15 protein-coding genes, 2 tRNA genes and 1 pseudogene are annotated in these 21,382 nt (G+C 36.3%); 12 read left to right on the top strand and 6 right to left on the bottom strand.

The window, feature by feature from the left end; all coding sequences use genetic code 11:
- Nucleotides 1-73: 73 nt before the first annotated feature.
- From AC5XHR_RS06720 to pckA, 6 genes are all read left to right on the top strand, one after another.
- A complete protein-coding gene (locus AC5XHR_RS06720) occupies nt 74-1,999 on the top strand; it encodes a putative porin (RefSeq protein WP_495950009.1) in 1,926 nt (641 codons plus the stop codon).
- Nucleotides 1,999-3,582 carry a bacillithiol biosynthesis cysteine-adding enzyme BshC gene (gene bshC, locus AC5XHR_RS06715; protein ID WP_495950008.1) on the top strand — a complete coding sequence of 528 codons (1,584 nt, stop codon included), beginning with the start codon at nt 1,999-2,001 and terminating at the stop codon, nt 3,580-3,582. Before AC5XHR_RS06720 ends, bshC begins: the two co-directional genes overlap by 1 nt.
- 37 nt (nt 3,583-3,619) lie before the next feature.
- On the top strand, nt 3,620-5,542 hold the full coding sequence (locus AC5XHR_RS06710) for an amino acid ABC transporter substrate-binding protein (protein WP_495950007.1): 1,923 nt from the start codon (nt 3,620-3,622) through the stop codon (nt 5,540-5,542).
- A 52-nt stretch (nt 5,543-5,594) separates the two neighbouring features.
- Nucleotides 5,595-6,470: an ACP S-malonyltransferase gene (gene fabD, locus AC5XHR_RS06705; protein WP_495950006.1), complete on the top strand. Its 876-nt coding sequence runs from the start codon at nt 5,595-5,597 to the stop codon at nt 6,468-6,470.
- Nucleotides 6,471-6,476: 6 nt separating this feature from the next.
- Nucleotides 6,477-7,379, top strand: a complete 903-nt coding sequence (locus AC5XHR_RS06700) for a GYDIA family GHMP kinase (protein WP_495950005.1) — start codon at nt 6,477-6,479, stop codon at nt 7,377-7,379.
- A gap of 133 nt (nt 7,380-7,512) precedes the next feature.
- On the top strand, nt 7,513-9,117 hold the full coding sequence (gene pckA, locus AC5XHR_RS06695) for a phosphoenolpyruvate carboxykinase (ATP) (RefSeq protein ID WP_495950004.1): 1,605 nt from the start codon (nt 7,513-7,515) through the stop codon (nt 9,115-9,117).
- A 77-nt stretch (nt 9,118-9,194) separates the two neighbouring features.
- On the opposite strand, the gene AC5XHR_RS06690 is transcribed toward pckA, so the two are convergent.
- On the bottom strand, nt 9,195-9,608 hold the full coding sequence (locus AC5XHR_RS06690) for a type II 3-dehydroquinate dehydratase (protein ID WP_495950003.1): 414 nt from the start codon (nt 9,606-9,608) through the stop codon (nt 9,195-9,197).
- A gap of 170 nt (nt 9,609-9,778) precedes the next feature.
- Between AC5XHR_RS06690 and AC5XHR_RS06685 the strand changes: the two genes are divergently transcribed.
- The 6 genes and pseudogenes from AC5XHR_RS06685 (at nt 9,779) to AC5XHR_RS06660 (ending at nt 18,963) form a co-directional block, all read left to right on the top strand.
- Nucleotides 9,779-14,791, top strand: coding sequence for a translocation/assembly module TamB domain-containing protein (locus tag AC5XHR_RS06685; protein ID WP_495950002.1), 5,013 nt, complete (start codon nt 9,779-9,781; stop codon nt 14,789-14,791).
- 3 nt (nt 14,792-14,794) lie between these two features.
- The gene (gene tamL / locus AC5XHR_RS06680) at nt 14,795-17,116 is read left to right on the top strand and encodes a translocation and assembly module lipoprotein TamL (RefSeq protein WP_495950001.1); all 2,322 of its coding nucleotides are present in this window, start codon (nt 14,795-14,797) and stop codon (nt 17,114-17,116) included.
- 17 nt (nt 17,117-17,133) lie between these two features.
- Nucleotides 17,134-18,075: a YihY/virulence factor BrkB family protein gene (locus AC5XHR_RS06675; RefSeq protein WP_495950000.1), complete on the top strand. Its 942-nt coding sequence runs from the start codon at nt 17,134-17,136 to the stop codon at nt 18,073-18,075.
- 255 nt (nt 18,076-18,330) lie between these two features.
- Nucleotides 18,331-18,585 carry a hypothetical protein gene (locus tag AC5XHR_RS06670; RefSeq protein WP_495949999.1) on the top strand — a complete coding sequence of 85 codons (255 nt, stop codon included), beginning with the start codon at nt 18,331-18,333 and terminating at the stop codon, nt 18,583-18,585.
- A gap of 12 nt (nt 18,586-18,597) precedes the next feature.
- A pseudogene (locus AC5XHR_RS06665) lies at nt 18,598-18,780 on the top strand (GLPGLI family protein); the annotation flags it as partial.
- Nucleotides 18,781-18,963 carry a hypothetical protein gene (locus AC5XHR_RS06660; protein WP_495949998.1) on the top strand — a complete coding sequence of 61 codons (183 nt, stop codon included), beginning with the start codon at nt 18,781-18,783 and terminating at the stop codon, nt 18,961-18,963.
- Nucleotides 18,964-19,082: 119 nt separating this feature from the next.
- Here the strand turns inward: AC5XHR_RS06660 and AC5XHR_RS06655 are convergent, their stop codons facing one another.
- The 5 genes from AC5XHR_RS06655 to AC5XHR_RS06635 all read right to left on the bottom strand — a co-directional run bounded on the left by AC5XHR_RS06655 (nt 19,083) and on the right by AC5XHR_RS06635 (nt 21,331).
- Complete coding sequence (locus tag AC5XHR_RS06655; RefSeq protein ID WP_495949997.1) at nt 19,083-19,298, bottom strand: hypothetical protein; 216 nt, start codon at nt 19,296-19,298, stop codon at nt 19,083-19,085.
- Between the two features lie 140 nt (nt 19,299-19,438).
- Nucleotides 19,439-19,510, bottom strand: a tRNA-Glu gene (locus AC5XHR_RS06650).
- A 10-nt stretch (nt 19,511-19,520) separates the two neighbouring features.
- The gene (gene rpsT, locus AC5XHR_RS06645; RefSeq protein ID WP_495949996.1) at nt 19,521-19,775 is read right to left on the bottom strand and encodes a 30S ribosomal protein S20; all 255 of its coding nucleotides are present in this window, start codon (nt 19,773-19,775) and stop codon (nt 19,521-19,523) included.
- A gap of 135 nt (nt 19,776-19,910) precedes the next feature.
- A tRNA-Glu gene (locus tag AC5XHR_RS06640) sits at nt 19,911-19,982 on the bottom strand.
- 44 nt (nt 19,983-20,026) lie between these two features.
- The gene (locus AC5XHR_RS06635; protein ID WP_495949995.1) at nt 20,027-21,331 is read right to left on the bottom strand and encodes an N-acetylmuramoyl-L-alanine amidase family protein; all 1,305 of its coding nucleotides are present in this window, start codon (nt 21,329-21,331) and stop codon (nt 20,027-20,029) included.
- Nucleotides 21,332-21,382 lie beyond the last annotated feature (51 nt).

Here is a 21,382-nt window from a genome sequence, read left to right as displayed (position 1 = left end):
GTTAATTGAAATACTGAATAGCCCATCAAAAGATGGGCTATTTTTTTCTTACATTTGTACCACAAAATACGCTATGAGGTACGTACTTTTTCTTTTATTCTTTTCTGGGGTGGTTCAGGCGCAAACGCTGCGAAAGCCCATTGTTAAAAAGGATTCTATTACTAATGCAGGAGATACTTTGGTCATCGACAACGGAAAAAAAGATTCTTTGAAGGTTTTCAAGCCTACGATTAACGATTACCGTTTCAAAACAGAAAATTCGGAGTATAGAACGATAGATACGACGTTTACGGCTCAGCATTCGTACAAATATACGCAGTATAACAACCGTGATAATTTTGGAAAAATCCAGTTTGCAAATATTGGTGCAGGTTTTCAAGACTTAATGTATCGTTGGAATCCCAATCAAACATTGACGTTACTTCCCACAAATAAATCCCATTTTATTATCGGTATTGACGATGTTAAGTATTACGATGTAAAAACGCCAACCACTTCGTTTTTGTATCATACTGCGATGCGAAATGGAGCAGCCTTGAATTCCAGATATACCCAAAACTTTGGCAAGCGATTTAATTTTGCAGTAGAATATATGGGGCTGCGTTCTATGGGCTTTTACAACAATAATTTAGCGGCAAATAACAATACGTTATTTTCTGGACGTTACGATTCAAAAAATGGGCGTTACCAGCTTTACGCACATTATTTACACCAAAATGTAAACAATGAAGAGAATGGCGGAATCAAAGATTTGGATTTGTTTCTAGGTGGTGATAGCCGTTTTAATAATCGGGCGAATGTTCCAGTAAATTTTGCCGATACCGATTCTCGTTTTTTCTACCGTCGATATTATTTAAGTCAAAGCTTTTTGCCGTTTGATCAAGAAAAAATGCCATTCAAGATTAAGCATGCCTTGTATTATCAAACTAACAAATATTGGTTGAATTTAGGTGCGGCGGATGGCACGTATTACGAAGCATTTTACGATGATGGAACGAATAAAACAAAGAAATATTCGAAAGATTTAAGCAATACCTTGAGTTTGGTTTTTGACAAGCCTAATTTTTATTTGGATGCCGGAGTTCGTCACCAACGCTTGATTTTAGGTGCTCGACGATCTTTAAGTGCGGGGGATTATTTCCAAGAATATGATGAAAACAGAATTGGTGCCGTTGGGAATTTGCGAATCAATCTTTGGGATAAATTAGATTTGAAATCAAAACTAGAGTTCTCCAACGGAAAACGATTCGGAACTTATGTTCTTTCCGATAACCAATTGCGTTTTGAGCCTATCAAAGATTTTTTTGTCGATGCCGATGTTGTTTTTCAAAGCGCGGCGCCTAGTTTTAATTATTTATTAAACTATTCTTCTGTTCTTACGTACAATTATAATTTCATGAATTTCAGCAATGAAAGCATGTTGAAAATTGGTGGTAAAGCTGGGTTGAAGTGGTTTGATGCGCAAGTTTTTGCCAATGTTTATCGTATAGACAATTACACGTACATCAATCAAGAAGGACAGCCCAATCAAAGTTCAAACTCGTTGAATATCTCCCAAGTTGGAGGTGAGGCCACGTTTAAATACAATAAATGGAATTTGAATACACGAGTTCAATTTCAATCCAATCTAACAAACAAAGACTTATTTCCTGCGCCGAATTTCATTGGTAGAGCCAATTTGTATTGGAAATCGCCGGCATTCAAAAAAGCGGCTGATATTATGGCGGGAATCAAATTATATTATTTTACCAAATTCAATTCTCGAGAATATTCGCCACTCCTAAGCGAGTTCATGTTGCCTTCGAGCCGTAGTTACGAGATCGGCGGTCAGCCAATTGCAGAAGTTTACGTCAACATGAAAGTGAAAACGATGCAATTTTATATCGAGGCGCAGAACGTAACAACGCCGATTATGCAAAACAAATCGTTTGCAGCGCCGTATTACCCGTTGTATGATTTTAGATTGAATATTGGGATACTTTGGAATTTATTTCACTAATGGAAGCACAACAAATTTCTTTTCTAGATATCGATAGCATTCCGAAACTGATAAAGGATTTTCTCCAGCAACAGGTTCCGGAAAGCGAAACCGCTTTTTTCAATTTGGAGAATGCGGAAAAGACCATGAATGAAAAGGAAACGTACTTTTCTTCAGATAAAAGAATGCTGATTTCCGAGGTTTTTCAAAAGCAATATGCGGGATTTACACTTTCGGAAAAGCAACAAAAAAATATTGATTCTTTACAAAAGAACCAAACGTTTACGATGGTTACAGGACATCAATTAAATCTGTTTTCTGGGCCTGTATTTTTTGTGTATAAAATTCTTCAAACTATCAAAACAGCGGAGTTTTTAAAACAAAAATTTCCCAATGCGGACTTTGTTCCTGTTTTTTGGATGGCGAGTGAAGATCATGATTTTGATGAAATAAACCATTTCAGAACAAAGGAGCGCTTTTACGAATTTAAGGCGCAAGCTGGCGGTCCGGTTGGTCGAATTGAAGTTCAAGATCAGTTTTTTATTCATGAATTTGAAAAAGAGTTCCGAGACACGATTTATGGAACGGAATTAATTCGTTGGATGAAAGAAGCGTATGCCGAAAGAAATTCATTGTCTTTGGCGATTCGGACATTAGTTCAGCGTTTGTTTTCGGATTACGGTTTGCTTTGTTTGGATGGTGATGATGCGCAGCTGAAGCAGTTGATGATTCCAGCGTTCCAGCAAGAATTGGTTGAAGAAAAAGTCTTTCACGCAACAAAAGAACATATTTCGTATTTGGAGAAAACCTACGGAAAAGTTCAAGTTAATCCGCGTGAAATCAATTTGTTTTACCTTTCGGAGACTCGCAATCGAATTGAAAAGCGAGGTTCTGATTATTTTATCGTTGATAAAGATTTGAAATTCAGTGAAACGGAAATCCTTGAAGAATTACATCAGTTTCCTGAAAAATTCAGCCCAAATGCGTTATTAAGACCGGTCTATCAAGAAACGGTTTTGCCCAATATTGCGTATGTTGGCGGAAATGCTGAAATCATGTATTGGCTAGAATTGACGCCTTATTTTGCTGAAATTCAATTGCCTTTTCCCATGTTAATTCCGCGAAATTCGATGTTGTTTCTTTCCGAAAAGACGATGTCGAAAATGGATAAATTAGATTTGAAGTTGACCGATTTCTTCGGAAATTTTGCTCAAATTATTCATTCTAAATTATTGAAAGATAGTCCTATTCAAGCGGAATTAGATAATCAAAAACTTAAATTACAATCCATTTTTGATGCGATGAAAAAGGTTTCTTCACAAACGGATGTTACGTTTGGAAATTTGGTTTCCGCTGAAGAAACGCGTCAATTAAAAGCGTTTGGCAGAATGCAAAAACGTCTGTTGAAAGCCGAAAAAATTAAGCATCAGGAAAAAATTGAACGTATCGAAACCTTATTTTTAGAAATTCATCCTGGAAAAATTTGGCAGGAAAGAATCTTTAATTTTAGCGTTTTTTATAGTGATCATGGGGCAGAATGGCTTCATAATTGTTACCAAAATATGGACGTGGAAAAATCGGGCATTATCATAATGACGATTTAATTTTAAAACTTTATTTTTGTATTTTATAAACAATAGGATGATTAAAAAGTTTTTGGTTTTATCAAGTTTGGCAGTTTTTGTGAGTTCTTTCGCTCAACAGAAACATACCGTTGTTAAGGGAGACAATCCGTACAATATTTCTAAAAAATATGGGATGTCTTTGGACGAGTTGTATCGTCTCAATCCTAAAGTTAAAGAAGGTGTTCTCAATATTGGTGATGTTCTTTCTGTAAAAGGAAAAGCAACAGCGAGTACGAAAGCTTCTGCGGCTTCAACAACCAAAGTTTCTGGCAAAACAGGAACCATCATGTTGCAACCGAAACAAACGCTTTACGGGATTACCAAGCAATATCACATCACTGAAGCAGATATTAGAAAACTAAATCCGAATTTGCAAATGCAAATCGGTGAAGTAATCACTCTTCCTATTGAAAATATTCAGAAATATGCTGATGCAGGAGCATCCGTAAATTCGACTCCAGTAAGTGTAGCACCTCCAACGACGATTCCAAATGCGACAGCGCAAACTTCATCTTCAACGAAGGTAGATGAAGGAAGTTATGTCGTTCAAGATAAAGACAATTATTACCGAGTTACTCGAAAATTCGGTGTTACTCAATCGCAACTTTTTGCGATGAATCCTGGTTTAGAAGATCGCGGATTGAAACCTGGTGACGTTATTAAAGTGAAATCTTTAGATTCTACGCCTGCGTTAGCCAATCAAGAACCGGTTAAAGCCTCAACTTCAACAACTTCGACTTCAAATACATCAACTAATGATGATTTCGTGACGTATACGGTGCAAAGTGGCGATACGGTTTTCGGAATTTTAAATCGTTTCGGAATTGGTTTAGATCAATTGTTAGAACTGAACCCAAGCATTACAAACGGTTTGAAAGCGGGAATGGTTATCAAAATTAAAGCTGTTGATGCGGCGTATGTAAAAAAATCAGGTGACGCACTTAACGTTGTGATGATGCTTCCTTTCGGATTTGATTCCAATGACAGCAAGTACAGAACGATGTCTGCAGACTTCTTAACAGGAGCCAAATTAGCTATTGAGCGTAACGTTCAAAAAGGCTTAAAACTGGATATTAAAGTGGTTGATGCGGGAAATGAAAGCAGTTTCAAAAACTCGTTGTCACAAATTAATCAAGATAATACGGATTTAATTATCGGTCCATTCTTCAAATCAAGTGTAATGGAGGTTCTTAACTTCGTTGGGAAGAAGAAAATTCCTGTTGTGGCGCCATTCGCAAACTCAGAAGATTTGTACGATTATGGTAACTTGATCATCATGGAAACGGCTGATAATGTCTATGCAGATCGCATAGTAAAAGAAGTTTCACAAGGATATAACAACCAAAAAATCTATATTCTTTCGGATACGGATAAGACGATGGCCAATGCGGTGAAAGCTGGTTTGAGCAAGTCTTTGAAGAATGCAGAAGTAAATGTTGTAACTTCAGCTAGTGAAATCGTTTTGGATAAAAACATGATGACCGGTCAAGAAGCACCTATAATTGCGGTTTTAGCTTCAAATAACGATGCGGTTGGAAATGCTTTTGCAAAACGCGTTATGGATCTTTCTAAAGATACAAATGGTTTGAAAGCATACAGCTTGTATTACCATTCAACTTTTGAAAAAAATGTTGATGAACTATCACAAGCCAATTTAGTCTATCTAATGGATAGAAAAATTGACACGGATGGAAGTTTCGAGAAAGAAATCATTGCAGATTATAAAGAAAAATATTGCAAAACACCTCCAAAATATGCGATTATCGGATTTGATATTGTAAATGATATCCTTTCCCGTGAGAATAAAAAAGGAGAGGTTTTGAAAAATATGGGGAAAACCCAAACACAATTGGCAACCAAGTTTGAATACGTTCGTGTGAAAAACAACGGAGCATTTGTCAATACAGGATACAGAGTTATTAGACTCCTTCCTCAATAAGAACACAAACACACAAATGATAAGTTTCTAATTTAAACTTATTCAATAATATATGAAGGCACTAGTATTTCCTGGGCAAGGCTCTCAATTTGTCGGGATGGGACAAGAATTGTACGACTCCCGTAAAGACATTAAAGATTTGATGGAGTTTGCTAACGAAATCTTAGGATTTGATATTCTATCCATCATGTTCAAAGGAACGGATGAAGAGTTAAAACAAACGAGCGTAACACAACCTGCAATTTTTATACATTCGGTTGCAGCAGTAAAAGCAATTGATGCACTTGGTGCTACAATGGTTGCAGGACATTCTTTAGGAGAGTTTTCTTCTTTGGTGGGGAACGGCGTGCTTTCGTTTGAGGACGGACTGAAATTGGTAGCTGAGCGTGCGAAAGCAATGCAAGAAGCTTGTGATGCCAATCCTAGTTCTATGGCTGCAATTCTTGGTCTTGAAGATCAAGTGGTAGAAGACGTTTGCGCTTCCATCAACGGAATTGTTGTTCCTGCGAATTACAACTGTCCTGGGCAATTGGTTATTTCTGGTGAGACTGCAGCGGTAGAAGAAGCTTGTGCAAAGTTGAAAGACGCGGGAGCAAAAAGAGCTTTACTACTTCCTGTAAACGGAGCATTCCACTCGCCATTGATGCAACCCGCTCAAGAACGTTTGGCAGAAGCGATTAACAAAGCGAATTTCAGAAAGGCAACGATGCCTGTTTATCAAAATATTACCACAACGGCAGTTAATGATCCTCAAGAAATCAAAAAGAACCTTATTGCTCAGCTTACAGGACCTGTAAAATGGACGCAATCGGTTCAGAATATGATTAAAGACGGAGCACAACAATTCATTGAAGTTGGTCCTGGTAAGACATTACAAGGATTGATTAAAAAGATTGATGCTTCTGTAAATGTTTCATCTGCAGTGTAAATTTCTATGAGCCAAATAGTTTCGCCGGGCAAATTAATGCTCACATCGGAATATTTCGCTATAGACGGAGCTCTTGTTCTAGCGGTACCTACCCAACTAGGACAAGAGTTTTTTTTTGAAGAAGAGGCCAACGGAAAAGCTATCGTTGTTTGGGAAGCCTATCATCAAAATAAACTTTGGCTCGAAGCCAAAATAAATTACACCGATTGGTCTATTCTAGAAACCAATCTTCCAGAATCTGCTGCCTTTATCATAAAGGTTTTGCAGAATGTACAAAAAATGTCTTCGGAGGTTTTTCAATCGGATATTTCCTATTATTTAAAAACCAATTTGCAGTTTCCATCGGATTATGGCTTGGGAAGCAGTTCGACATTAATGGCGAATTTAGGCGCTTGGGCGAATATTGATCCTTTTGTTTTAAATGAAATTAGCTTGGGAGGAAGTGGCTACGATATTGCCGTTGCTCAATCCAAATCGGCGGTTTTGTATCAAAACAAACCCATTCGTCAATTTGAAAAATTGGCTTATCAACCTTCCTTTAAAGATGAGTTGATTTTCATTCATCTCAATCAAAAACAAGACAGCCGCGAAGGAATTCGATTATACAAATCCAAAGAAAAATCAGTTGGCTTAATTGCTGAATTTTCCGCTTTAACACGTGAAATTGTTCAAACCAAGGATTTAGAAAATTTTTCTGATTTGATGTGTATTCATGAGGCTAAAGTTTCTAATTTTCTTGGAATCCCAACAGCAAAAGAAAAATATTTCCAAGACTGCCCTTCATTCATCAAAAGTTTGGGTGCTTGGGGTGGCGATTTTATCATGGCATCAAAATTTGATGGTTATGAAGATTGGTTTTCGCATCGAGGATTTTCAACAATCTTCTCTTGGAGTAATTTAATTTGTTGATTTTTAATTAGTTAAAAGTCAAATTCCCTTTATTTGTTTTTCTGACGAATATCATTATCTTTTCCACGCTTTTTAGGATAAGGAATCTCTAAATTTGACAAACAAATTCAAACACTAAAGAAAACAAGGCACTATGAAGAACATCAAAATCATCCAAGAGTTGCATGAACTAGGGATTACAGGCTATAGTGAAGTAGTTTACAACCCTACTTATGAAGAACTTTTTAAGGCTGAGATGTCTACCAAAAATCAAGGTTTCGAGAAGGGCGCTCTTACAGATCTAGGAGCTGTGGCAGTAAAAACGGGAATTTTTACCGGGCGTTCACCTAAAGACAGATACATCGTAGAGGATGATGTTACTAAAGACACTATTTGTTGGGACGGAAAAGTAAATTTCCCAACGACTCAAGACACATTTACACATTGTAAAAATTTGGTTCTAGAGCAATTATCTAAATCAAAAAGACTATATGTTGTTGATGCATTTTGTGGGACCAATCCAGATACACGTTTAAAAGTAAGATTCGTTGTAGAAGTAGCTTGGCAAGCACATTTTGTAAGCAATATGTTCATTAGACCTTCGCATTATGAACTAGAACATTTCGGGAAGCCAGACTTCGTTGTAATGAACGGTTCGAAAGCAGTAAACCCAGATTGGGAAGTGCAAGGTCTTAATTCTGAAAACTTCGTGATGTTCAACTTTACAGAGAGAATCCAAATCATTGGAGGAACTTGGTATGGTGGCGAAATGAAGAAAGGAATGTTTGCTATCATGAACTACTTCTTACCATTAAAAGGAATGGCGTCTATGCACTGTTCTGCAAACGTTGGTGAAGAAGGAGATGTAGCGTTGTTCTTCGGTTTATCAGGAACGGGTAAAACAACGCTTTCTGCAGATCCAAAAAGATATCTAATCGGTGACGATGAGCACGGATGGGATGATAATGGAGTTTTCAACTATGAAGGGGGTTGTTATGCAAAAGTTATTGACTTAACAGAAGAAAAAGAACCAGATATTTATAGAGCAATCAAGAGAGATGCTTTATTAGAAAACGTTGTGGTAAACGAATACGGTGAAGTAGATTTTATGGATGGATCTATCACGGAAAACACGAGAGTATCGTATCCTATTTATCATATTAATAAAATTGTACTTCCTTCAAAAGCGGGTCATGCAAAGAAGATTATTTATCTTTCTGCTGATGCTTTTGGGGTACTTCCTCCAGTTTCTATCTTAGATGATGACCAAGCACAATATCATTTCTTGTGCGGATATACATCTAAATTAGCAGGAACGGAAAGAGGAATTACAGAACCAACGCCTTCGTTCTCACCAGCATTTGGAGAAGCTTTCTTAACATTGCACCCAACGATGTATTCTAAAACCTTAATCGGGAAAATGAAAGAACATGGTGCGAAAGCCTATTTGGTAAACACAGGTTGGAACGGTACTGGAAAGAGAATTTCATTGAAAGATACGAGAGCAATTATTGATGCAATCCTTGACGGAAGCATTGAAAAAGCGCCAAAACAACATATTCCTATCTTGAACTTAGAAGTTCCAACAGAACTTCCTAACGTAAATACGGCAATCCTTGATCCAAGAGATACGTATTCTGAAGCTTCAGTTTGGGAAGGAAAAGCAAAGGATTTAGCGGCAAAATATATCGAGAACTTCAAACAGTATGCAGATACAGAAGAAGGTCAAAGATTAGTAAACGCTGGACCTCAGATTTAGTCAACTTATTGATCACTATATGGAAGGCGCCGCAACATTTGTTGCGGCGCCTTTTTTTATTTTTATTAAATCTGCTATTAGTTAGAGACCAAACTGGAAACAGCTAGAGCGTATCCATTCATTCCAAATCCGGACATCAAACCATCAGTAAACGCCGCTGTAACGGATTTTTGACGAAATTCTTCACGCTTGTAAATATTGCTAATGTGTACTTCAATTTTTGGTTTCGAAATGTTTTTTAAACAATCGGCAATGGCGTATGAGTAATGGGTAAATGCTCCTGGATTAAGTACCAATGCATCAAAATCAACTTCTTGAAGTCGGTTGATAATTTCACCTTCTACATTCGATTGAAAAAATAAAATTTCAGTTTGCGGAAATTGGTTTCTAATCGCCATTAAACAATCTTCCATGGAAGTTGTTCCGTAAATTTCGGGTTCACGAGTTCCTAAAAGGTTAAGATTAGGCCCATTTAATAGTAATATTCTCATAGAAATGCGTCTTAGAAAAAATGTTTGCGTATTTTTATAGTGTAAATTTATAGAATTCAGTTTAATAATCGTTTGCAAGTCCTCATTTTCCTTAGAAAATTATATAATGCTTCCACTAAAAGTTATAAACAGACGGAAATAGGGATTAGTATTTTTGTAAAAAACACGTTTTGAAAGTTAACTTCAAGAAGATTTTTAAAATTTCTGGAATTACACTTCTTTCCATTGTAGTGCTTTTGGTACTTTTGGTTTTGAGTTTAAGACTTCCAGCCGTTCAAAATTTTGTCAAAAACAGATTGGTTACTTACCTCGAAGATAAGGTGAAAACCAAAGTTTCCTTGGATAAAGTCTATATCGATTTTCCGAGTAGTTTGGTCATGGAAAATTTGTATTTGCAAGGTCAAGATGTGGATACATTGCTGTATGCAAAAAATCTCGATGTTGGTCTTAATATTCCCAATTTACTCAAAAACAAAGCCGATATTACTTCCATTGATTTAAAAACACTTCGTGCCAATGTTGTTCGAAAAAAAGATGGAACGTTTAATTTTGATTACATCATCAATGCCTTTGCAACAACCGATAAAGAAGCAGATAATGAGTCAAAACCGTTTATTATTTCACTTGATAAAATTGATTTAAAAGATATCGGAGTTTCCTTTATTGATCAGCAAGGAGGGAATAATATCAACGCCTCTTTCAAAGATTTTCACACCCGAATTAAAACCTTTGATCTTGAGAAAAATAAATATGCCATAGGAGATATTCTTATGGATGGTTTAAAGTTGAAATTAAAGCAGGATTTATTAGAAGAAGTGGCAGATAATGTAGAGCAGAAAGTAGATTCTTTGAACGATAAAAAACCAATGCAGATTGATTTGAACAAAATCAAACTCACTAATTTTGATATTGATTACGGAGATGATCGTACCAAAATTTTTGCTAAGGTTAATTTTAAAGAACTGAGCACCCAAATCAATGCGTTGGATTTGGACAAGTCAAAATATGATATTGAAGATGTTTTGCTTTCTGGCGCGAAGGTTGAAGCGAATTTATACTTGCCTTCCAATCCAAAATCAACAAATTCAAAAGCAGAAAAAGCAACCGATAAACAAGAAGAATTGATGCAGATTTTGCTTGGAAAAGCCGTTTTTGATGATGTTCAAATTGCGTATAACAATACGGCCGTTGCGCCTACGCGCCAAGGAATGGACTTTAATCATCTTAATTTTTCAAAGTTAAATCTGGATTTACGAGATTTTAAAATGTTAGGTTCCACGTTTGAAGGCTCCATTAAAAGCGGAGAAATTCAAGAGCAGCGAGGTCTGAATGTCCAAAAAGTGAACACAGATTTCGTGTATAATGACAAGCAAGCGTATCTTAAAAATCTGTATCTACAAACGCCAAAAACGATTTTACGAGACGAATTAATTCTTAATTATGCTTCTGTAGAACAGCTTACAGCCAATCCTGGCGAAGTAGAAGTTTTAGCCAATATTAAAAATTCAAAAGTTGGATTTTCAGATATTTTAAATTTAGTTCCTACGCTGCGAAATACCGCGCCGTTCAACAAATATCCAAACGCAATTCTGAACGTAAATACACGTCTCAAAGGAAAAGTGAACAATCTACAGATTTCCAATTTGGAACTTTCGGGTATTGACAAACTTCGCGTTGCGGCTTCAGGAACTGTGAAAAATGCGATGAATCCTGATCAATTGTATTATGATTTTAAGATTCGAGAACTGTCTTCCAATTCAAAAACCATTTACAATTTCCTTCCTAAAAATACCATTCCGAGTAACATTACGTTGCCTTCACACATGTCGATTAAGGGAACGGCAAAAGGAACAACGAAACAAGTTAATACCAATCTGAACTTAAAATCAACGCTTGGAAATGCCGTCGTACAAGCGATTGTGGACATGCGTAAGAAGAATCGTGAAACATATAATGTTAAAGCCAATCTTCAAAACCTACAAGTAGGAACCTTAATCGGTAACAAAGATGTTGGCTCAGTCACTGGACAAATCGCTGCTAAAGGTCAAAGTTTTGATTTCAAAAACGGAAATGCGGCGCTTACGGGACATATAAATTCCATGGGCTATAACGGCTATCAGTATTCGAATGTTGATGTAAAAGGTAGCTTGAATCGTGGTTTGTATGATGTTCATTTGAATTCTAAAGATCCGAATGCCCGATTAAATTTGGTTGCTTCGGGAGTTTATAACGAAACCAAACCGACGGTAAAAGTGAAGGGAAGTGTTTTTAAATTGGATTTGCATAAACTTGGTTTTTATAATGAACCGATGATTATTGCAGGTAGTTTAGATGGTGATTTTTCGAATTTAGATCCTGACGCTTTGAATGGTCATTTGTATTTAACCAACTTTGCGCTTTCCAATACCAAGGATGTTTTTCCAATGCAGGAGGTTATTTTGGAAGCCGTTGCTACAGCCGACCAGAATTCATTGATTTTAAAATCTCAAATCGCGGATGTAGATTTGGTAGGTAAATATAAATTAACTCAGATTTTTGGTGCGTTAGCTTCGACGATCAATCAATATTATCAATTTCAAAAACCAAGCGCAGCCGCTAAAATTACTCCAGGACAATATTTTACACTGAATGCACAAATTAAAAATGACGATTTAATTCGACGTTTTGTTCCCGATTTGAAAAGTTTTGAAACCATCACTCTGAACGGAAATTTTAACGCCGATTCCCGCCAATTGGAGGTTCACGGGCAGATTCCACAGTTGACTTATGGAAGCAATGTGATTGATAATGCCGTCTTAGATATTAGCAATTCTGCCGATGCATTGCAGTATCAATTAAGTGCGGGTTCTTTGAAAAGCGAAAGTTTTGCGTTAAATAAAATCAGTGCGCAAGGAGATATTGCAGATAATGTGATTCGTTATGATGTGACTACGAAAGATGCGAAGGATGTTACCCAATTTTTAGTGGCGGGACAAGCCAAAAGTTTGAACGATATCACAGAAATTAGCTTAAATCCAAACGGTTTAAAATTGAATTACGATGATTGGCAAGTTGGTGAAGGCAATAAAATTCAGTTGAGTAACAAGGGTATTTGGGCTGATAATTTCAAACTTTCTAATAATGGAAGTGAAATTTTACTGCAATCTGAAACGACGGCTGCGAATAGTCCACTCAATGTGACGATCAAAGATTTTAAAATCGAAACCATCACTGAGCTGATTAAAAAAGATACGCTTTTAGCGAAAGGAACCATCAATGGAACGGCTCAAATTAGAGATTTACAAAAGAATATGACGTTCAATTCGGACTTGAAGGTGACGGATTTAATTGTCTTCGGAAATCCTGTTGGAAATCTTGATGCGAAAGTGAAAAATACGTCCGCTCAGACGATCAATGCGGATGTTAATTTAACGGGAAATAACAATGATGTTCGACTTTTCGGAGATTATCATACTTCGAAATCTTCCTTTGATTTGGATTTGGATGTGAATCGTTTAGAGATGCTAACGGCGCAAGCTTTTTCCATGAACGCAATTCAAAAAGCCGAAGGCTATTTATCTGGTGATTTAAAAATTAATGGAACGATTGAAAAACCCTCTATTCTAGGAAAGTTGCAGTTTAATGATGTCGGATTTGGGATTACCCAAACAGGAAGCCATTTCAAAAATCTTAATGACGCCATTGATTTCACAAACCGAGGAATTGAGTTGAATCGATTCAAAATTAACGATACAGATGGCAATTCTTTGACATTGAATGGTCAAATTCTTACGCAAGATTACCGCGATTATGCATTTAATTTAGATGCAGTTGCGCGTGATTTTAAAGTGGTGAATTCCGAGAAAAACAATGATGCGTTAATGTACGGTATTTTGGCGGTGGACGCTAATCTTCAAATACGTGGTGATCTCGATTTACCCAAAGTTGACGGACGTTTAGCGGTAACGGATAATACCGATTTCACGTTTGTACTTCCGCAGTCTTCGCCTCAATTGCAAGAACGAGAAGGTATTGTTGAGTTTATCGATCAGGATCAAGTGGCTTTGCAAGAAACAATAGTTGCAGATTCTATTGACTCGAAAACGGATATCAAAGGAATGGATGTGAACGTGAATATTGAGCTGACCAAAGAAGCGAAACTTTCCATTATTATTGATAAAGCCAACGGTGATTTTGTGAAACTTCAAGGGGAAGCAAACCTTACAGGAGGCATCGACCCTTCGGGAAAAACCACGCTTGTTGGAGTTTATGAGGTTGATCAAGGAGCGTATGAACTTTCGGTAAGTATGTTGAAACGAAAATTCGATATTCAAAAAGGATCAACTATAACGTGGACGGGCGAACCAACCACGGCTCAACTCGATATAACGGCCGTTTATAAAACCGAAGCGGCACCGATAGATTTAGTTCAACAGCAATTAGGAGCCAAATCTGCATCGGAATTGAATATGTTCAAACAACGAATTCCATTCAATACTTTATTGGTTTTGAAAGGCGAATTATTGAAACCAGAAATTAAATTCAATATCACGATGGATGATGAAAATCCATCGGTACCAACGGTTGTTATTGACGAAACGAAAGCTAAACTCGACCAAATTCGAAACGAAGAAACGGAAATGAACAAGCAAGTTTTTGCGTTGTTATTGCTGAATCGTTTTATTGGTGAGAATCCGTTCCAAAGTCAAGCGGGACTTTCCGCCGGAACCATTGCAAGACAAAGTGTGAGTAGTATTTTGTCGCAACAGCTTAACAATTTGGCTGCGGATCTTATTTCAGGAGTTGACATCAATTTCGGTTTGGATGCTTCGGAAGATTATTCAACAGGTGAGCGTATGAATCGCACAGATTTAAGTGTTGACATTAGTAAAAAGTTATTAAACGATCGACTAAAAGTTACGGTGGGAAGTAATTTTGGTATTGAAGGAGATGCACGTCAAAACGAACAAATGACGAATATCGCGGGTGATATTAGCATGGATTATAGTTTGTCTCGAGATGGACGATATATGTTGAGAGCCTATCGTAAAAATGAATATCAAGTGGCTCTACAAGGACAAATTGTTGAAACAGGGGTTGGTTTTATCATTACCTTGGATTACGATAAGTTTAAAGAAATCTTTGAAAAATCGAAACGTAATCGAGAGTACAGACGGAACAGACCACAAAATTCTAATAAGTAAATCATGAAGTGGATTGATTATATTAAAACGAGCTTTTTAGTTTTGGTGATTTTCACTTGGACTGGATGTAGCAATACGAAATATTTAAAAGAAGGCGAATTACTTTATACCGGTGCAAAAATTGACATCATTGGAGATTCCCTTTCAAAAAAGGAAAAGTCTGATTTAAAATCGGCGTATCAGGAAAACCTTCGTCCAAAGCCGAATTCCAGCATTTTAGGTTTACGCCCGAAATTGTATTTCTATAATATTACGGACGAGCCGAAAAAGGATAAAGGCTTTAAATATTGGATGAAATATAAGTTGGGTGAAAAACCTGTTTTGCTGGGCGATGTAGATCGAGAATTTAACGAGAATATCATAGTTAATTATTCAGAAAACAAAGGGTATTTCAATGCAAAAGCGTCAAGTGACACCTTATCTAAAAACAAAAAAGCGCAGGTTACCTATAAAGTGAAACCTGGACAACGCTATCAGATTAGTCAGGTAAATTTCCCAACGGATTCTTCTTTGGTGAATTCGGAAATTCAAGCGATCAAAGATAAAACGCTTTTAAAGGCGGGGGATTATTTTGATTTGGATGTGATTAAAATGGAACGCGAACGAATCGACGCTCGAATGAAAGAGCGCGGTTTTTATTATTTTCATCCCGATAATATTATTGTTCAAGCAGATTCTACGGTTGCGAAAAATCAAAAAGTGGAGCTTTTCGTTAAATTGAAAAAGAACACGCCCGAAGAAGCGAAAGAACAATTTACCATTAACGATGTTATTATTTTCCCGAATTATAACCTTCGAGATGCGCGTCGTGGATTGTATTCAATTCCTGTGAATAAAGACACCTTAGAGCAATATAAGTATAACGATATGTACATTATTGATCCTGAAAAACGTTTCAAACCGAAGATTTTCGATCGAGCAATGTATGTGAATAAAGGCGATATCTACAATCGAACCGAGCATAATTTATCATTAAATCGTTTGATTAGTTTAGGTGTTTTCAAATTTGTGAAAAATGATTTCCGAGTTTCGGACTCGTTGAAACATCAGTTTGATGCCTATTATTTATTGACGCCAAGAGAAATTCAATCCTTGCGATTTGAAGTTTTGGGAAGAACGAATTCGGCGAATTACGGTGGAGGTGAACTTAATTTGAATTGGACGCATCGTAATTTCTTTAAAGGTGCCGAACAATTGAAAGCCGCTTTATACGGTGCATTTGATGTTCAATTGGGTGGACCAAAAGATGCGAATAATCTTTTTCGAGCTGGAGCGAACGCGCAACTTTCTATTCCTCGAATTGTGGCGCCATTCCGTTTCCAATCCTCGAGTGCGTATGTTCCACGAACCAATATCAACATTGGTTATGAATATCAAAGCCGAACTAAATTATACACATTACATAACTTCAATACGTCGTTTGGATACGTTTGGAAGGAGAATATTCGAAAAGAACATGATTTGAAAATTTTCAGTGCGACGTTGGTTTATCCTGAAAAAATAACGCCGGAATATCAAGCGCAGATGGATAGTTCCCAAGTGGCGGCACGTGCCGTAGCCAAGCAATTGATTTTTGGTCCAACCTATAGTTATACCTACACAACGACGATGCTTCCTAAGAAAAATACGGTTTACTATAAAGGATCGGTTGATTTTTCTGGAAATTTAACGGGTTTATTAATGGGAGCGAATGTTGAAAAAGGAAAGCAAAAAGAAATTTTCAATATTCCATTTAGTCAATTTGCAAAGATGGAACACGATTTCCGTTTTTATCATAAGCTGAATGAAAAATCTTCGATTGCGACACGTTTTATTGGAGGAATTGCGTATCCGTATGGAAATTCGGATAACGTGCCATTTTCGAGACAATTTTTTGTAGGTGGAAGTAACTCGGTTCGTGCATTTAGAGCGAGAACTTTAGGTCCGGGAAGTTACGATCCGAGAAATCAACGAGCCAATTTCTTTTTTGACCAATCGGGTGATGTCAAATTAGAATTGAATGCGGAATACCGAGCGAATCTTTACAAATTTTTAAACGTTGCGGCTTTTGCGGATGCAGGAAATATTTGGTTAATCAATGAAGATCCAGAAAGACCAGGCGGAAAATTTTCTAAGAATTTCTTATCGGAAATTGCGGTTGGTGCTGGAGTTGGTTTGCGTTTAGATTTTAGTATTTTGATTTTGCGTTTGGACTTTGCCATTCCGATTCGAACGCCGTACTATGAAAAAGGCGACCGTTGGATGTTTGACAAAATTAATTTCGGGGACAAGCAATGGCGTCGCGATAATTTGATGTTGAATATCGCCATCGGATATCCTTTCTAATTTTAAACTTAAAAATCATGTTGAAAAGAATCCAGTTTTTATGGGAATGTCTCGTAGATACATTCAAAGAGTGGAACAGTTCGCCGGCTTCGAAATATTCGGCTAGTTTGGCGTATTACGCGATCTTTTCAATTCCGGGTTTACTTATTATTATCATTTGGATTGCAGGGTATTTCTTCGGTCAAGATGCGATTCAAGGTGAAATTAGTAAGCAAATTGGTCAAATCATGGGCAGTGAAGTCGCTAAAAGTATTGAGCAAATGATTGCTGGCGCTCTGATTGATAAGGACAATGTGTTTATGAAAACAGTGGGTGTTTTCTCGTTGGTTTTTGGAGCAACAACGATATTCTTTCAGCTGCAACAAGCGTTGAATGAACTTTGGGATATCCAGCCAGCACCGAAAAAAGCCTTGGTGAAATTCCTTTTGGATCGAGCCAATTCTTTAGGAATGATTTTGATTCTTGGCTTTCTCTTGATGATTACGATGGTTCTTTCATCGATGATTAGCTTATTTAATAATTTTATCACCTCTCAATTAGGATGGGAAACTTATTATTTAATGGAAGTGGTGAATTTTTCAATGGGCTTCCTTTTGGTGATGATGGTTTTTGCCTTTATGTTTAAAGTTTTACCAGATGTCGAAATTAGTTGGAAATCGGTGTGGTCAGGTGCTTTTCTCACTTCGGTATTGTTTACCATCGGAAAGTTTTTGTTAAGTCTGTATTTCGGTGAAATGAAACCGACTTCGGCATTTGGTGCTGCGGGAACGGTTATCTTAATTATGATGTGGATTAATTATTCCTGTATGCTTATTTTCTTTGGTGCAGAATTCACTAAAATATATTCCTACAAAAAGGGTTTCTATATTACCCCTTCAAAACACGCGAAATGGTCTGCTACCAAATTGTATCATGACCAACAAAGGCTAGAAGCGGAAGCGAAGAAGCGAGAAGAGTAGGTTTTCCGAACTGTTTTCATTTTTTTGTAACGACATGATTTATTATTTCAAACTAAATAAAAGAGTATATTTAATTTAAAATAATAAAGATGAGACTAGGACAATTACTTCTTTTCCTGTTCGTAACTCACATTAACGCTCAAAGTGGAACTTTTCTTTATGAAATGAAAAATAAAAAGTTGAGTGATAGTACCTATTCATCAACTATTTATAGTCTAGATGTACTAGATAGAGTATCTGTTTTCCGAACTTTAAATGAAAAAAAAATCAGATTCACTTAAAAATTTAAATAAGTTTGGATATGGCCCAAACCTTAATATTGAGGCACAAATATATCTGGTTAAAAATTCAAAAGACAAAATCGTCTATAAAAGTATCCAGCCAGAGAGTAAAGTTTACTATGATTTAATAATAGATGAAAAATTGATCTGGAAAATTTTACCTGAAACATCATCGATAGCCCAAATGAAAGTACAGAAAGCAACGACAGATTATGGTAGGCGTATGTAGACGGCATGTTTTGCTCCAGATATCCAAATTCAAGAAGGGCCCTATGTTTTTAGTGGTTTACCGGGATTATTTTTAAAAATTAATGACGATTTCAACGATTATATTTTTGATATTCAAGAAATCAAACAAAATGAGGAGCCACTTCATTATAGAAAAACTGGGTTAAAGATGATTTTTCCTACTTTTAAAAAATTCATGATGAATTACTACATAGAACCGTATGCTGAAAAGAAAGTTAAAAATGAACCAATATTTAAAGCGACTGATACTGGAGAAATTGTGAGAGATAATTATAATGATGCAACTAAATATTTACAAAAAATAATTAAAGAGAACAATAACCCTATCGAGCTCAATTATAAAAACAATTACAAGTAGTTAATCGCAAAAAAACTCCCAAAAAAAGCTTTATTGGTAGGGTTTTACCTGGGATTATCATCGAACTTGTCCCATCAAAATATAGTAAACTCACAAATTAATATGTCGCACATGTTAATTTACTTCTTGTCTTTCAAAATATGTTCCTTTGGGAATGAATTTTTATAAATTTCAAAATACTTCTCAAAGTATTCAGGCTTTCCCCATTTTGTTAAAAACTCTTTCACATCATCTTTAGTCTTTGAAAACTCCATTGCACCCCAAATAATGATGTCGATTTCATTCTCATCATCTATCATCATTTGTGCGTGGTCGCTCATTGTAAATTCATCCATAGTAAGGCAAAGGTAATGAAAAGAAAAGAGAGTTGTACATTCAATAGTTAGATAATCCGTGCGTTAAATAATCGTCACAGATAATTATTATTACGATAAGACACAAAAAAAACTCCCAAAGTTAAACTTTGGGAGCTTCGTAGCCCGTAGGGGAATCGAACCCCTCTTACCAGAATGAAAATCTGAGGTCCTAACCGATAGACGAACGGGCCAAATATTTTCTTACGCTAACTTGCTAACGTGTTTCGTTAACTTGCTCTTTAAGTTAGCAGCTTTGTTCTTGTGGATAATGTTTTTCTTAGCCAATTTGTCAAGCAAAGAAATAACCTTTGGCAATTGCTCTTGAGCTGCCGTTTTGTTCTCCTCTGTTCTTAATACTTTCATAGCTGTTCTTGCAGTCTTATGGTAGTATCTGTTACGCAATCTCTTTACTGCGTTCTGTCTGATTCTCTTTAATGCTGATTTATGATTTGCCATAATTGCTTCTCAAATGTGGGTGCAAAGATATATTATTTTTTATTAACTCCAAATTTTTTCTCAAAAATTTTTCATTTTTTTCACTTTCCAAATTCCGACCTTCCTTCTCAAGCTTCAATCTTTAAAAAAAGACTGTAGCCTATAGGGGAATCGAACCCCTGTTGCAAGGATGAAAACCTTGAGTCCTAACCACTAGACGAATAGGCCGATTTTGGAGGTGCAAATATAGTGATGTTTTCTGAACCTACAAACTATCTTGCAACTTTTTGTACGACGGTATTCTTAATGCCTTTATCCTCAAGCTCTTTTTGTGCTTTTACAACATCTTCTAGGGAGTTGAATTTACCATAAGTATAATAGAAAATACCATTATCCTTTTTACGTTCTACATTTTTCAATGTTTGCAGCATAAACGAGTTTGAGCTTAATTTATCCTTCGTGGCTGCTAATTCTAGCGTATAATAACCACTGGCTAATTTTTGATTCGGAACAAACCCTACGGAAATAGCGTTTCGGAAACCGGCGTCTTTCGCTGTTTTTAGATTGCTGTCACGTACGGAAGCCAAATTGGTGGTTGCATAATAGTATTTGTATTGATTCCCTTCTTTTATCGTTAAAATATAATTTAAACCTTTTAACGCAGGATCGTTACCAATATATCGAGTAGGTGTACTCATTAATAAGATTCGGAAATCATTCTTTAACGGAACTTCTGTCGGTTTTACAGGTTCAGGTTTTACATCATCATTATCAGCGTATTTTCCACCACCACGTTTATCCATTACTTTTTTATACGAAATAATAGAGTTGTAAATACTTTCTGCAATTTCATTTTGTCCTTTATCCGAAGCAATATAATGCGCTTCATCAGGATTACTCACAAATCCCATTTCGACTAGTACGGAAGGCATGGAGCTTCTTCGCAAAATGTGTAAGTTTTGTTGTTTTACACCACGGGAAAGTCGTTTGTCTTTTTTTACGAAGTTTTCTTCAACAAAACCACCGAAAATTAAACTGCGTTCCAAATATTTGCTTTGTTGGATTTTCAATGCAATTAAAGATTCTGGAGAAGATGGGTCGTACGATGCAAAAGTTTGCTTATCCTGCTCATCTAAAAAGATTACGTCATTTTCTGCTTTAGCAACTTCTAAGTTCTCTCTATTCTGATCAGGACCTTGTACAAACGTTTCGGTTCCATAAGCGGACGTATTTTTAACACCATTTACGTGAATCGAAATAAAAAGATCCGCTTTGCTACGATTCGCAAGGTTGGTTCGTTCAGTCAAAGATGGATAGATATCCGTTTTTCTGGTGTAAATTACTTTAAAGTCGTTATTTCGCTCAAGCATTTTGCCCAATTTCAAAGTTACCGATAACGTAATATCTTTTTCAGCAACATAGCCTAAGTCGCCATAATTTCTATTAGTTCCATGGTCTCCACCTCCGTGTCCTGCATCTAATACAAGGATGAATTTCTTTTGTGCAGAAGCAAAAATTAACAGAAATAAAAAGGCGAATGTGAAATATTTTTTGAAAGAATGTGTTTTAATACTCATAGGAATTTTAAAATGTATTAATTTTGACCCCGATAATTTTTAATTTTTCAA

It is taken from the genome of Kaistella sp. CFF1-2 (assembly GCF_059509915.1).
This window is presented reverse-complemented; position numbering and strand designations above follow the sequence as displayed.

Coding starts and splice junctions, on each gene's coding strand:
- AC5XHR_RS06720 (WP_495950009.1), top strand. CDS start 74: ATGAGGTACGTACTTTTTCTTTTATTCTTTTCTGGGGTGGTTCAGGCG.
- bshC (WP_495950008.1), top strand. CDS start 1,999: ATGGAAGCACAACAAATTTCTTTTCTAGATATCGATAGCATTCCGAAA.
- AC5XHR_RS06710 (WP_495950007.1), top strand. CDS start 3,620: ATGATTAAAAAGTTTTTGGTTTTATCAAGTTTGGCAGTTTTTGTGAGT.
- fabD (WP_495950006.1), top strand. CDS start 5,595: ATGAAGGCACTAGTATTTCCTGGGCAAGGCTCTCAATTTGTCGGGATG.
- AC5XHR_RS06700 (WP_495950005.1), top strand. CDS start 6,477: ATGAGCCAAATAGTTTCGCCGGGCAAATTAATGCTCACATCGGAATAT.
- pckA (WP_495950004.1), top strand. CDS start 7,513: ATGAAGAACATCAAAATCATCCAAGAGTTGCATGAACTAGGGATTACA.
- AC5XHR_RS06690 (WP_495950003.1), bottom strand. CDS start 9,608: ATGAGAATATTACTATTAAATGGGCCTAATCTTAACCTTTTAGGAACT.
- tamL (WP_495950001.1), top strand. CDS start 14,795: ATGAAGTGGATTGATTATATTAAAACGAGCTTTTTAGTTTTGGTGATT.
- AC5XHR_RS06675 (WP_495950000.1), top strand. CDS start 17,134: ATGTTGAAAAGAATCCAGTTTTTATGGGAATGTCTCGTAGATACATTC.
- AC5XHR_RS06670 (WP_495949999.1), top strand. CDS start 18,331: ATGAAAAAAAAATCAGATTCACTTAAAAATTTAAATAAGTTTGGATAT.
- AC5XHR_RS06660 (WP_495949998.1), top strand. CDS start 18,781: ATGATGAATTACTACATAGAACCGTATGCTGAAAAGAAAGTTAAAAAT.
- AC5XHR_RS06655 (WP_495949997.1), bottom strand. CDS start 19,298: ATGGATGAATTTACAATGAGCGACCACGCACAAATGATGATAGATGAT.
- rpsT (WP_495949996.1), bottom strand. CDS start 19,775: ATGGCAAATCATAAATCAGCATTAAAGAGAATCAGACAGAACGCAGTA.
- AC5XHR_RS06635 (WP_495949995.1), bottom strand. CDS start 21,331: ATGAGTATTAAAACACATTCTTTCAAAAAATATTTCACATTCGCCTTT.